Consider the following 12,630-nt stretch of genomic DNA (forward strand, 5'->3'; position numbering starts at 1 on the left):
AGATGAGTTGATTATTACGGTTGGAAGGCGGTTCTTGTATGCAGTCGATCTATGAGCGAATTGAACACCTGATTGCCGAACGAGGAATGACCAAGAAGGCTTTCTGCCAACAGCTGAAGATTAGCACAGGCAATCTGGGTGATTGGAAACGTGGCAAGTCTATTCCGAGTACGAATAAATTAATTGAGATTGCTTCGTTTTTTGATGTGAGCCTCGACTGGCTCATGATTGGACGTCCATCGAAGGAAGCGATGGTTCGGGAAAAACGGGAGGATTATTTTTTTGACGTTTTGCGGCAATTGAATTGCCAAGAAAGTGAATTATCGACTGTGGAACAGTCTTTTATCAGCGAATATATTGAGTTCACCCGTTACCGCAAATCCAAGGAAAGTAAGGATGCAGGCGACTATCGCTATAAACCTGAGAACAAATCAGAGAACGATTCTGAGGAAAACGAAGCGTAAGTGATATGAGCAGCATCCATAGACTGAATGTACAAAACCTCTGGACTAATCCGAACACACTCGGAGACAGTTCAGAGGTTTTTTTTGGTGTTAACTATGCTTGATGCCCTTATTTACGAAAGACAAGAGTTTCTTTGCCCAGCAGCTGTGGGCGGAGTGTGTTCCAGATCTGAAGACACTGCTCCTGAAGTTCCCAAGCTGCCATGCCAAGGAGTCGAACGCCGATGCCTCCGGTTGCCAGCAAACTTGCACCTGCGAGCATTCGCCCATCTGGTGGCAGCGCAGATCTGACTTGCTCCAACTCCGCAGTACCAAGACCTGGGGCAATCATCCATAACGCAGCGGTATGTGTGTAGTGAAGGAGAGACGCTGAGTGTTTGGGATCATCGGTATCCGGTTCGAGTCCGAATCGATCCCAGACAGCCAGTTGTTCACCTTGCCATATCTCCGTCAAGCTGCGGTAACGCTCGAATTGGAAGGCTTCTCCCCGATGAATCCGTCCGGCAGACCAGATATCTGCATAGGCCAGGATTGCCTGTTCTTCCAGCTCGAAGGTTACAGCGAGCGAAGAAGAACTTCCCTTGAAGGGAATGACGCATTCAGGAAAGTATTCCAGCGTAGCCCCTTTTCCCAACCGAAAGTGATGATTAACGGATGAGGGAATGGAAGGTGTAGGATGAAGCCTGGTAGCTGACGTACTACTCAGCATCACATGGGTTCCTTCACCTAGTTCCCACTCGGAATGATAATGATCCCCGTTAAGGACTCCGGGCGAGACGTCTGACGTGTACACACATAATTCGGTTCCGCCTCCGGGAGGTCGAAAGGATCGGCTAAACCGGAGTGGTGCGCTGTAATAACGATCAGTCATGACAGTCCGGTCGCCTTGAAAGGCAAAGGTGGCCCGAAGCTCGCTGCGGCGTGTGACGGGCGCACCTGCACTTTCATTCCTATTTATCTCTGTTCCCGTGGGGACAGAAGATGAATTAATGCGAGTGAGTGCCATGTTCATGGCTGTGTGAATGCAGATGTGCAGCGGAAGCATCGTCATCCATATATTGATGTTCAAGCCAGTGGACAATCTCGGATACACCTTCACCGCTCATTAGATTAGACATGACATAAGGGCGGCCTTCGCGTACCCGCTCGGTATCATTTTTCATAACTTCCAGGCTTGCTCCAACGTAAGGGGCGAGGTCGGTTTTGTTGATTAACAGCAGATCTGAACGTGTGATGCCGGGACCGCCTTTGCGAGGAAGTTTTTCTCCTTGAGCAACGTCGATAATGTAGATGAACACATCAGCCAGTTCCGGACTGAATGCAGCAGAGAGATTGTCACCACCGCTCTCGATGAAGATCAGTTGCAGATCCGGGAAGCGTTCAATTAACTCGTCAACTGCTTCGAAATTCATGGAAGCATCTTCACGGATAGCCGTGTGCGGGCATCCGCCTGTCTCTACGCCGATAATGCGCTCTGGTGCCAGTGCATTCTGACGCAGCAAGATTTCGGCATCTTCCTTGGTATAAATGTCATTCGTGATGACAGCAAGGCTATAACGTGTACGCAGTGCCTTGGACAGCTTCTCCACCAAGGCTGTTTTACCTGAACCTACCGGTCCACCAATTCCAATTCGCATCGGACGACTCCGATCAAATGCCTTACGTTCCCACTCCGGATGATGCGTATGATTAGCTCCTCCACACATAACAATTCCTCCTTGGTTAGATAAAAGTTGTAGTTAAGACATAAACAGCCGCGCGGGTAAGGTCTCATGCCGCATGGCGTAGATTTCCTGGGCGATTCCGAAGCTGTGCATATCTTCCGGGTCATTTTCCCGAATGAGCGCCCATTCCGCTTCGATATCATCAAGCAGTTTCTGAATCAACATCTGCGCTTCGGTTTGTCCGATGGGCAGCAGGCGAAGTGCGCTGTTCACATAAGCGTTCACTGAGGTATACAGATGCCCGGTAACGGCTTCATCCAATTCAATCTCCAATTGGTAGTTGATATAACCGTGAATGGTCGTGATGCCGCAATACGCGCCATGTTCCCGGATGGCCTTATCAATCAGGGAAAAGTCCATCCATGGATAGAGTGAACGGGCCAGCTTGAGCAGTCGCTTTCCCATTTTGTGGCCGCTTTCCCTGAGTTCCCGAGGGGAGCGCTGGGCGTGGACACGTTTGTCATACAGGGCAAGTAGAGCGGCATCTTGCTGTTTTATCGCCTGATAGACGCCTTTGATGGCAAGACCATCTAGTCGTACAAGACTGGAGTGAAGCTGGCTGCGAATAAACTGTTCAAGCTGCGCGGTATTTTGCACGGTGCCATCATGCGTGTAAGCTTCCAGACCGAAGGAGTGGGAGAAACCACCGATGGGCAGGGCTGAATCCAGCAGCTGAACGTAACGGAGTAGCTTCGTGCCACTATTCATCATGAGCGCCCCCTTATCAGCTAATCCGTATTCCTATCAAAACATAAAGTACCGCTGTGCCATAGGCAACTCGTCTGCGGGTTCGCAGGTGAGAAGCTCGCCGTCGGCGCGTACCTCGTAGGTTTCGGGATCGACTTCAATGACAGGGGTGACGTCGTTATGAATCATGTCTTTTTTGCTGACTGAGCGACAGCCTTTAACGGGTTCAACCCGCTTTTTCAGGCCCAATGACTCTTTGATCCCTGCTTCTGCTGCGGCTTGGGAGACAAATGTGATCGATCCGCTGGCAATGGCGCTACCATAGGCTCCGAACATCGGTCTGCCAAATACCGGCTGAGGTGTCGGGATGGACGCATTGGGATCACCCATCTGGGCAAATGTGATCATGCCACCCTTAATGACAATCTCGGGTTTAACACCGAAGTAAGCCGGTTTCCATATGATTAGATCTGCCAGCTTGCCAACTTCCACCGAACCGACGAGATGACCGATTCCGTGAGCGATAGCTGGATTGATAGTGTACTTGGCGACATATCGCTTGATCCGATCGTTATCGGAGGGAGAATTCGGGTTGAGCTCAAGTTTGCCGCGCTGTTTTTTCATTTTGTCGGCTGTCTGCCAGGTGCGGATAATGACTTCGCCCACTCGGCCCATGGCTTGAGAATCGGAACTGATGATGCTGAACACGCCAAGATCATGTAAAATGTCTTCGGCTGCGATTGTCTCTGGACGAATCCGTGAATCGGCAAAAGCTACATCTTCCGGGATGGAAGGGTCCAGATGGTGACACACCATCAACATATCAAGGTGCTCTTCTACGGTGTTGCGTGTGTATGGTCGTGTTGGGTTGGTTGATGAGGGGATAACGTAGGACTCCCCAGCGGCCCGGATAATATCCGGTGCGTGTCCGCCACCAGCGCCTTCCGTATGGTACGTGTGGATCGTCCGGCCGTTGATTGCAGCCAGGGTGTTTTCGAGAAATCCGGTTTCGTTCAGTGTATCGGTGTGGATAGCGACTTGAACATCATGTTCCCCGGCGGCAGTCAGGCAGGCATCGATAGCGCTCGGGGTAGTGCCCCAATCTTCATGCAGCTTCAGGCCGATTACCCCAGCTTCAATCTGTTCAATTAAAGGTGCGGTACTGGAACTGTTGCCTTTGCCAAGGTAACCGATGTTCATGGGAAAAGCCTCTGCCGATTCTAACATCCGATGGATGTGCCAGGCTCCTGGTGTGCAGGTGGTGGCTTTGGTTCCTGTTGCTGGTCCTGTTCCGCCGCCGATCATGGTCGTGACCCCGGAGGATAACGCAGTCTGAATCTGCTGTGGGCAGATGAAATGAATATGGGTATCAATGCCGCCAGCGGTTACAATCATGCCTTCACCAGCGATGATTTCGGTGGAAGCACCGATGACCAGTGCGGGATGAACGCCATCCATTGTATCCGGGTTACCGGATTTGCCAATGGCGCAGATGTGACCATCCCGAATGCCGATATCCGCTTTTACAATGCCCCAATGATCGATAATGATAGCGTTGGTGATAACAGTATCAGGAGTGCCGTCGCTTCGCAGAGCAGTGGTGGACTGGCCCATTCCGTCGCGGATAACCTTGCCGCCCCCGAATTTGCTCTCGTCTCCGTAGACGGCATAATCATGTTCAATCTCTGCCCATAGTTCGGTATCTGCAAGTCTTACGGCGTCGCCGGTTGTTGGTCCAAACATGGACGCGTATTGTTCACGGCTCATTCGTTTCATGAAGGTTCACCTCCATCTTGTATGGGAGGGGAGAACGTCTTCAGGAATGCCTCCAGTTTCAGTGGATCAGGGGCTTGATCCGCAGAGCCTTCGGTTAATCCGTTGAACCCGTGAATCTGGCGTTTGCCGCCAAAGGTCGTGAGTTCAACAGGTTTCTCTTCACCGGGTTCGAAGCGAACTGCGGTGCCTGCCGGAATGTGCAGGCGATGTCCAAAAGCTGACGTGCGATCAAAGTCCAGTGCTGCATTAACTTCATAGAAGTGAACGTGAGAGCCGACTTGGACGGGGCGGTCGCCGCGGTTAAGGACAAGGAGTCGTAGGGTTAAACGATCCGGATGACAGATGATGTCGTCATCTGGCTTCAAGCGGTATTCACCAGGAATCATGGTTTCTCCTGCCTTTCTCAGCGTATAGGTTCATGTACAGTAACCAGTTTTGTACCGTCAGGAAATGTGGCTTCTACCTGTACTTCAGGAATCATATCGGGAACACCATCCATACAGTCTTCACGTGTCAGGATGGTGCCTCCGTATCTCATTAATTCGGCAACACTCATTCCATCCCGTGCTCGTTCCATCAGTTCGGAGGTCAACAAGGCGATGGCTTCGGGAACATTCAACTTGAGTCCGCGTGCTCTTCGTTCACGGGAGAGGTTAGCGGCCACGGTAATCAGGAGTTTTTCCTTTTCCTGCTCAGTCCAGTGCAAGGCAATCCGACCTTTCGCTTATAATGTCTGATATGTTCATGGATCATATTGTATGTTAAATATACTCACACAGGGTGATTTCTTTGTCAATAAGCTTCAAGGCTTATTAGCAGTATGCATGAAACAGGTAGGCATGAAATAAAATTATGTAAGCTATATTGACATGAAGAGAGTAACCCTCCATAATTTGGATCAACGAACATTTCGGACGCAAATGACCTTAATGTTCGTCAATAGACTAAAAAAAGGGAGTGTAGGCTATTGAAGAAGAGGTCGGTCAAGTTATGGAGTATTTTGCTGGGTGCGGTCATTGTGATGACAGGATGTGTGGAGGGCGCTGCGCCTCCTGAAGCTTCGGGTTCAGGTGGTACAGGAGAGCCGGCTGCATCCGGTGATACGATTAAAGTAGGTATTCTTCACTCTCTCAGCGGAACGATGGCGATCAGTGAAGTATCTGTTAAAGATGCGGAGATGCTTGCCATTGAAGAGATTAACGCCGCAGGCGGAGTTTTGGGTAAACAGATCGAACCTGTAATTGAGGATGGCGCTTCGGATTGGCCTACTTTTGCGGAGAAGGCTGGGAAGTTACTGCAACAGGATAAGGTCGCTGCTGTATTTGGTGGATGGACCTCTGCAAGTCGGAAGGCTATGCTCCCGGTGTTTGAACAGAATAAAGGTCTATTGTTTTACCCGGTGCAATATGAGGGATTGGAATCGTCGCCAAATATTTTTTATACAGGAGCAACTACCAATCAGCAGATCGTTCCATCCGTAACCTGGTTACTGGAGAACAGGGGCAAGACGTTTTATCTGCTCGGTTCAGATTATGTATTCCCAAAAACGGCCAATCAGGTCATTAAGGCACAACTCGCAGCAGAAGGCGGCGAAGTAGTGGGTGAAGAATACACACCGCTGGGTCATACCGATTACAGTACCATTATCAGCAAAATCAAAGCTGCAAAGCCGGATATTGTATACAATACGCTGAACGGAGATAGCAATGTGGCCTTCTTCAAACAATTGAAAGATGCCGGAATCTCCTCGGATCAGATGACGACCCTCTCGGTAAGTGTGGCGGAGGAAGAAATCCGTGGTATTGGCGCAGACGTATTGAAGGGGCATCTGGCTTCGTGGAATTATTATCAGACAACGGATACACCTGAAAATGCTACATTTGTTGCCAAGTATAAAGAAAAATATGGTGCTGATCGAGTGACAGCTGATCCGATTGAAGCGGGATATGTGGCGGTTTATCTCTGGAAGGCGGCGGTGGAAAAAGCAGGATCAACCGACGTGGAGAAGGTGAAGGCAGCTGCCAAGGGTCTGGAGTTTGATGCCCCGGAAGGTAAGGTAACCGTGGATGGAGAGAATCAGCATATCTACAAAACCGTACGGATCGGTGAGGTGCAGGAGGATGGGCAGTTCAAGGAATTGTGGAATTCTGGTGAGCCTGTAAAGCCGGACCCTTATCTGAAAACGTATGAATGGGGAGCAACCCTCAGCGCTAAATAACATAGAAACCTCGCAATAAAACAGGCAACTCGCTTCAAAGCAGCCGAAACATAAACGAGGGTGTGACAACACATCCTCTTACCGTATCGCGGTAAAGCGTTACTGTGATGTGAAAAATGTTACTGCCGCTAATTGAATTCATGTGAAATATCGAGAGTCACGGTATGGAGGAGGGGATAGCGATGGATATGTTTATCCTGCAGATGTTCAACGGTCTGAGTATCAGTTCAATTCTGTTGTTGATTGCATTGGGGCTTGCAGTAACGTTTGGGCTGATGAATGTCATCAATATGGCTCACGGTGAACTGATCATGATTGGTGCATATGCAACGTATGTAACACAAAATCTGTTCATGTCCTATGCTCCAGCGGCGTGGTTCGGTGCCTATTTTGTTGTGGCTCTGCCGATTGCGTTCATTGTAGCGGCTCTGATTGGCTGGTTGCTTGAAGTGGTGCTGATCAGGCATCTGTATGGCAGGCCGCTGGACAGTCTGCTTGCGACATGGGGTGTAGGCATGATGCTGCAACAACTGGCCCGTACAATATTCGGAGCACCCAATGTGGGAGTATCCAGTCCGGCTTGGCTCAATGGGGGATTGGCGATCTCGGATGGTATTGTATTTCCGTATAAACGAATTTTCATTATCGCACTGGTTGCGGTGGTGCTGCTGTGTATGTATCTCTATATCTATCGAACATCTTCCGGAAGACGAATGAGGGCTGTGATGCAGAATCGGAGCATGGCGGGGTGTCTTGGGATTTCGACCCGGCGGGTGGATGGCATGACCTTTGCGATTGGTTCGGGCATTGCCGGAATTGCTGGCTGTGCATTAACGCTCATTGGTCCGATTGGTCCTTCGCTTGGTACGTATTATATTGTGGATGCGTTCATGGTGGTTGTTTTGGGTGGTGTGGGAAAATTGGTTGGAACCGTGTGTGGTGCATTGGGGATTGGTATGTTCAACACGCTGTTCGAAACTTATACCTCGGCCTCCATTGGCAAGGTGCTTGTGTTTGTATGTATCGTTGCTTTCCTGCAATGGAAACCACGCGGCTTGGTCGCGATGCGCACACGGAGTCTCGATTAACGTGAAAAAGGGGGTTAGTTCATGTCCGCTTTACTCAAGACTGGCAGTCTGAAAATGAGGATTATCTGGGCGGTTGTGCTGATCATGATGTGTCTTGCCCCGCTAATCTCCACGGAGTTTCGTCTGAGTCTGTTAGCCAAGTTTTTGGCACTGGCAATCCTGGCCATCGGTCTCGATCTGATCTGGGGATATGGGGGTGTGCTGAGCCTTGGGCATGGGGTGTTCTTTGGTCTGGGTGGGTACGCGATGGCGATGTATCTGAAGCTTCAGGCCAGTGGAGCAACGCTTCCTGACTTCATGGGATGGAGTGGTCTCAGTAGTCTGCCGTGGTTCTGGGAACCATTTCGCTCTTTCCCGGTGGCGCTGTTATTGGGGATAGCCCTTCCGGCATTGCTTGCCTTTGCCCTGGGGTGGTTTACGTTCCGTAACCGGATCACCGGTGTTTATTTTACCATCCTGACTCAAGCCTTGGTTCTCATTACGGTAACACTCTTTGTTGGTAAACAGGAATGGACGGGTGGAACAAATGGCATTACCGGATATAATTCGATCTTTGGTTTTACACTTCATTCCGCTGGAACGACGATTGCTCTCTACTATATAACGCTTGCTGTTCTGGTGATCGCTTATATGCTCTGTCGTCGAATGGTGAACAGTCGGTTCGGCCAAGTGCTCGAAGCTGCGCGTGATGGGGAGAATCGGGTGCGATTCCTCGGATATGATCCGGCAGGATATAAAACGCTGGCTTTTGCTTTTTCCGGTGCGCTTGCAGGCATCGCGGGCATGTTGTTTGTTCTTCAGGTGGGTATTATCTCGCCATCGATGATGGGGATTGTGCCCTCTATTGAGATGGTCCTGTGGGTTGCGCTGGGTGGTCGCGGTACGCTTATTGGAGCGATTATCGGAGCGGTGGTGCTGAATGCAGCCAAAACAGGCATAAGTGAGGCTTATCCCGAAGGGTGGCTGTTTGTCATTGGTGGGCTCTTTGTAACGGTAGTTTTGTTCATGCCAAACGGTATTGTAGGTGTATATCGTCATGTCGTTCGCTTGCTGAAGCGGAGAGGAGAGAGTGCGCATGTCCAAGTCACTCGGGAAAAACCTAAAGTCTACTGAGGAATCAGCGGTGTTGGTAGCCGAGGATATTACGGTGGCCTTTGGTGGGTTCGTTGCTGTCAAAGGCATGAATCTGAAGCTGCATGAACATGACCTGCATTTTCTGATCGGACCCAATGGTGCTGGGAAAACAACGATGCTGGATGTGATATGTGGCAAAACAAAACCCATGTCCGGCTCGGTGAAGATGGCGGATGGCACGGAATTAACACGACTGAAGGAGCACCAGATTGTTCGCAAAGGTGTGGGACGCAAATTCCAGGCGCCATCGATCTTTGCAGGTCTGACGGTGCAGGAGAATCTGACGCTGGCGGCGGAGACTCGCCGTTCCCCTTTGCAAGCCATCCGTATTCGTCGATATGGGAAAATGAGTGCTGCCATGGAGCATGTTACCCTCCAGATTGGTCTGCAAGACCGCGTTGATGCTCGTGCAGGAGCGTTATCACATGGGGAGAAGCAGTGGCTGGAGATTGGCATGTTGCTTCTACAGGAGCCGCGGGTGTTGTTGCTGGACGAACCAGCCGCAGGCATGACGGATGAAGAAACACACAAGACCGGGCGACTTCTGCAAGAGATTGCGCGTGAACGCTCGGTTGTGGTGGTGGAGCATGATATGGAGTTTGTGCGAGAGTTCGCAGCCAAGGTAACGGTGATGCATGAAGGGAAACTGCTGAAGGAAGGTACGATGGCGGAGGTACAGGCAGACCCGAAAGTGGCAGAAGTGTATCTGGGCAAAAGGAGGGATGACCATGCTGTCGCTGCAACGAATTGAATCCGGCTACGGGGAAAGCAATGTGCTTCGTGGTGTGAACCTGGATGTACCGCCTGGACAGGTGGTGTGTCTGATGGGCCGTAACGGTGTGGGGAAAACAACGTTGATGAAAACATTAATGGGGCTGCTCAAAACACGCAAGGGTAGTATTCAGTGGCAAAATCAGGAGTTATCCACCTTGGACACAGCCAAGCGGGCAAGGGCAGGGATTGGTTATGTACCGCAGGGGCGGGAGATTTTCCCGCAGCTTACGGTGAAAGAAAACTTATTGCTCGGTCTGGAGACAAGTGCACCGGGAGTAAAAACGTTCCCGGAGGATGTACTGGCGATGTTCCCGGTGCTTGCTACGATGTATGGACGGCAGGGCGGGGATCTGAGTGGTGGACAGCAGCAGCAGTTGGCATTCGCCCGGGCATTGGCTTCGCGTCCGGGGTTGTTGCTACTGGATGAGCCGACAGAAGGCATCCAGCCTTCTATCGTGGAGGACATTCGGCAGGTTATTTTGCAGCTCAAGGCAAAGGGGAACCTCTCGGTTCTGCTGGTAGAGCAGAGTATTGATTTTGTACGAAGTGCCGCAGATTACATCTATATCATGGACAAAGGAACCATAACCCTGCATGGGACACCGCAAGAACTGGATATGTCGCAGTTTGAACATCATCTCTCCGTATAGTTGTAGTTAGTCGGCCAGTGGAGAAAGGTTTTAGGAGCGCTTGTCCAGGATATTTGAGTATTTCGGATATAACCGCCGGATGCATTCCGGACAGATGTCATGCGTGAATTCGGCGTGGGTATGCTTCTCCAGATAACTCTCAACGGAGTTCCAGTGTTCCTCTTCGTCCTTGATTTGTTTGCAGACAGCGCAAATAGGCAGCAGTCCGCGCAATGTGCGCACTTCAGACAATGCTTTCTTCAATTGGTGTTCTGTCTTTCTTTGTTCGGTAATATCCATGTGTGCAATTAAAGCGAGATCGGTATCCAGAATTGAATTTGAATAAGATAGAGGGGTGAGTTCTACACGAAACCACCTCTTTTCGTTGTATACAGTATACACGCAGATGTCATATGTATGATTTCGATTAAAGGGTATTCCGCGTTCTTTCAAATTCTGTGCGACAAGTGCCATGTTAGCGTTCTTGCCTCGTTTTGCCCAGGCTTCCGTCAGGTGCAGGTAGTGTCTATGACTACTGTGTATATCCGGGTTTGGTGAGCATTGACCAAGTCCCTGTTGCCAGGCACGGTTACAACTTTGGATAATCCAATTGTCATCAACAATGATGAGCTGGTGACGTATGGACTGGAACGACAGCCTCTCCAGATCGGATGTAACATGTCTCATGGATGAGACCCTCCTTTGGCAGAAATCTTATCTCAGTTCATCTGGAATATCCAAAATATCAGCGACCAGGTGCCTGAATCGGGTTGCTTTGCGTGTGCCGTGAATAAGATTGGATAAACGATAGGGTGGGATGCCATGCTGTTCACAAAAGGTCTTCTGGTCCACTTGAAGTTCGGTTAGCCGTCGTTTGATGGCCCATCCGAACGGAGTAACTGGTTTTTTCTTGTTCAAAAGGGTTCACCCCTGGTTAGAATGTAGTATTCAGCCGCCCTTTCTTCATGTAGAATATATAGAAATGCGAGCTGTATGTTTTATTATATACGTAAATTCGTCATCTAACAATTAAAAAAGACGGAAAAAAGTGTATTTTGTGATTATAAATGGCGTAAATACGTAAATAAAACAAATGAAATGACAAAAAACACGTCGGCAAGGAGGTTGCCGCGTGTTTTTTAGTTTTTTTGAATGAAGGGGAGCAGGCATGAGGAGGAAGAGGATTAGGCCCTGTAGGCATGAAGTCCAGCTCCGAGCATATGGAAACTGGGGAAAAACGATTTCATGGACATCGAGGTTGGCTGTGCCAGTCCATCCGCAGCCGAGGCGCTGACGGTCTTCCATTCATTCTCCAGATCTGTGGCCAGGCGGACCATCAGATCCTTGGTTGTATCGTTGTTCAGGGGAATGACTTTGGAGGCTTCGGTTATGCAGGCATTCATGGCTGAATGCAGGTAACCAAGGACCGCCTCCTCGACCGGGATGTCGAGGTGGTGGTTAATCCAGGCGTGAACAGTGGAGAGGCAGCCAACCGAATCGTATTTGGCAAAGATCTGTTCGAGCTGGCTGAATTCAATCCAGGGGTGCAGAGCTCGTGCGAGTCTGATCAATCGTTTACCCATGGCGGCAGCTTGTTCTCTGAGATCTCCAGGGGTTCGCTGAACATGGACGAGCTTGTCGATCAGAGCTATCCGCCATGTATCCTTGTGATCTGTTGCGGTATAGATGCCTTTGATAGCCATACCTTCAAGACGAACGATGCTCGGATGCAACTGACAACGCATGAATGATTCGAGATCTTCAGCATTACGAATGGTACCCTCCCTGATATGGATATCCATGCCGAAGGAATGGGTGAACCCTCCAACCTGAATAGAGGAATCAAGCAGTTTGACATAATCGAGCAGCTTATTCCCACGGTTCACAATCATTCGCCTCCTGTGTTCGTTAAATGTCACTTAAAGTAACATTTATGTTCCTTTTTGTTTGCTTTGTGTTTAGAAATCCGAATTATATGATAGTTATCATCCCATAAATGTCCGCTTTTTGTCAATAGTATCCGTGAAAATTAATGGATTAAATCTGGAATTTAATATTTGTGTTATTTTATATAACTCATTGTGTTATTTATGTGGTGAAGTGCAGGGAGGACTATATATAAGGAAGGACTATATA

The 12,630-nt window shown here is 49.6% G+C and carries 15 protein-coding genes; 6 read left to right on the plus strand and 9 right to left on the minus strand.

All coding sequences use genetic code 11. The features are described 5' to 3' along the window. The first annotated feature begins 38 nt into the window (after positions 1 to 38). A complete protein-coding gene (locus EL84_RS13350) occupies positions 39 to 464 on the plus strand; it encodes a helix-turn-helix domain-containing protein (RefSeq protein ID WP_036610863.1) in 426 nt (141 codons plus the stop codon). 109 nt (positions 465 to 573) lie between these two features. On the opposite strand, the gene EL84_RS31330 is transcribed toward EL84_RS13350, so the two are convergent. Genes EL84_RS31330 through EL84_RS13380 form a run of 6 tightly spaced genes read right to left on the minus strand, consistent with a single transcriptional unit; the run spans position 574 to position 5,357 of the window. Next, positions 574 to 1,545 carry an urease accessory protein UreD gene (locus EL84_RS31330; RefSeq protein ID WP_161799426.1) on the minus strand — a complete coding sequence of 324 codons (972 nt, stop codon included), beginning with the start codon at positions 1,543 to 1,545 and terminating at the stop codon, positions 574 to 576. Next, positions 1,451 to 2,170 carry an urease accessory protein UreG gene (gene ureG / locus EL84_RS13360; protein WP_017690021.1) on the minus strand — a complete coding sequence of 240 codons (720 nt, stop codon included), beginning with the start codon at positions 2,168 to 2,170 and terminating at the stop codon, positions 1,451 to 1,453. Before ureG ends, EL84_RS31330 begins: the two co-directional genes overlap by 95 nt. Positions 2,171 to 2,203: 33 nt before the next feature. Next, positions 2,204 to 2,899: an urease accessory protein UreF gene (locus EL84_RS13365; RefSeq protein ID WP_082219012.1), complete on the minus strand. Its 696-nt coding sequence runs from the start codon at positions 2,897 to 2,899 to the stop codon at positions 2,204 to 2,206. Between the two features lie 33 nt (positions 2,900 to 2,932). Beyond that, positions 2,933 to 4,651, minus strand: coding sequence for an urease subunit alpha (gene ureC / locus EL84_RS13370; protein ID WP_036610857.1), 1,719 nt, complete (start codon positions 4,649 to 4,651; stop codon positions 2,933 to 2,935). Next, entirely contained in the window at positions 4,648 to 5,037 is a 390-nt protein-coding gene (locus EL84_RS13375) for an urease subunit beta (RefSeq protein WP_047842024.1), read from the minus strand. The genes ureC and EL84_RS13375 overlap by 4 nt, the downstream gene beginning before the upstream one ends. A 17-nt stretch (positions 5,038 to 5,054) precedes the next feature. Further along, positions 5,055 to 5,357 carry an urease subunit gamma gene (locus EL84_RS13380; RefSeq protein WP_036669066.1) on the minus strand — a complete coding sequence of 101 codons (303 nt, stop codon included), beginning with the start codon at positions 5,355 to 5,357 and terminating at the stop codon, positions 5,055 to 5,057. A gap of 261 nt (positions 5,358 to 5,618) precedes the next feature. Here EL84_RS13380 and urtA point away from each other — a divergent pair, with 261 nt between their 5' ends. The 5 genes from urtA (at position 5,619) to urtE (ending at position 10,515) form a co-directional block, all read left to right on the plus strand. Then, entirely contained in the window at positions 5,619 to 6,869 is a 1,251-nt protein-coding gene (urtA, locus tag EL84_RS13385; protein ID WP_047842025.1) for an urea ABC transporter substrate-binding protein, read from the plus strand. A 182-nt stretch (positions 6,870 to 7,051) separates the two neighbouring features. Continuing rightward, positions 7,052 to 7,957, plus strand: a complete 906-nt coding sequence (gene urtB, locus EL84_RS13390) for an urea ABC transporter permease subunit UrtB (protein WP_036610830.1) — start codon at positions 7,052 to 7,054, stop codon at positions 7,955 to 7,957. A gap of 21 nt (positions 7,958 to 7,978) precedes the next feature. After that, entirely contained in the window at positions 7,979 to 9,070 is a 1,092-nt protein-coding gene (gene urtC / locus EL84_RS13395; RefSeq protein ID WP_047844167.1) for an urea ABC transporter permease subunit UrtC, read from the plus strand. Then, a complete protein-coding gene (gene urtD / locus EL84_RS13400) occupies positions 9,033 to 9,842 on the plus strand; it encodes an urea ABC transporter ATP-binding protein UrtD (RefSeq protein ID WP_047842026.1) in 810 nt (269 codons plus the stop codon). The genes urtC and urtD overlap by 38 nt, the downstream gene beginning before the upstream one ends. Next, positions 9,820 to 10,515: an urea ABC transporter ATP-binding subunit UrtE gene (gene urtE, locus EL84_RS13405; protein ID WP_047842027.1), complete on the plus strand. Its 696-nt coding sequence runs from the start codon at positions 9,820 to 9,822 to the stop codon at positions 10,513 to 10,515. Before urtD ends, urtE begins: the two co-directional genes overlap by 23 nt. Before the next feature lie 30 nt (positions 10,516 to 10,545). Here urtE and EL84_RS30835 read toward each other — a convergent pair whose 3' ends face one another. The 3 genes from EL84_RS30835 to EL84_RS13420 form a co-directional block, all read right to left on the minus strand. Further along, positions 10,546 to 11,181 (minus strand): hypothetical protein, encoded by a 636-nt coding sequence (locus EL84_RS30835; RefSeq protein WP_053061478.1) that lies wholly within the window; start codon positions 11,179 to 11,181, stop codon positions 10,546 to 10,548. Between the two features lie 27 nt (positions 11,182 to 11,208). After that, positions 11,209 to 11,412 carry a hypothetical protein gene (locus EL84_RS13415; protein ID WP_017690011.1) on the minus strand — a complete coding sequence of 68 codons (204 nt, stop codon included), beginning with the start codon at positions 11,410 to 11,412 and terminating at the stop codon, positions 11,209 to 11,211. A 266-nt stretch (positions 11,413 to 11,678) separates the two neighbouring features. Further along, the gene (locus EL84_RS13420; protein ID WP_161799427.1) at positions 11,679 to 12,380 is read right to left on the minus strand and encodes an urease accessory protein UreF; all 702 of its coding nucleotides are present in this window, start codon (positions 12,378 to 12,380) and stop codon (positions 11,679 to 11,681) included. Positions 12,381 to 12,630: the final 250 nt, after the last annotated feature.

The sequence above is a fragment of the Paenibacillus sp. VT-400 genome (assembly GCF_001029205.1).
Lineage (GTDB): Bacteria > Bacillota > Bacilli > Paenibacillales > Paenibacillaceae > Paenibacillus > Paenibacillus amylolyticus.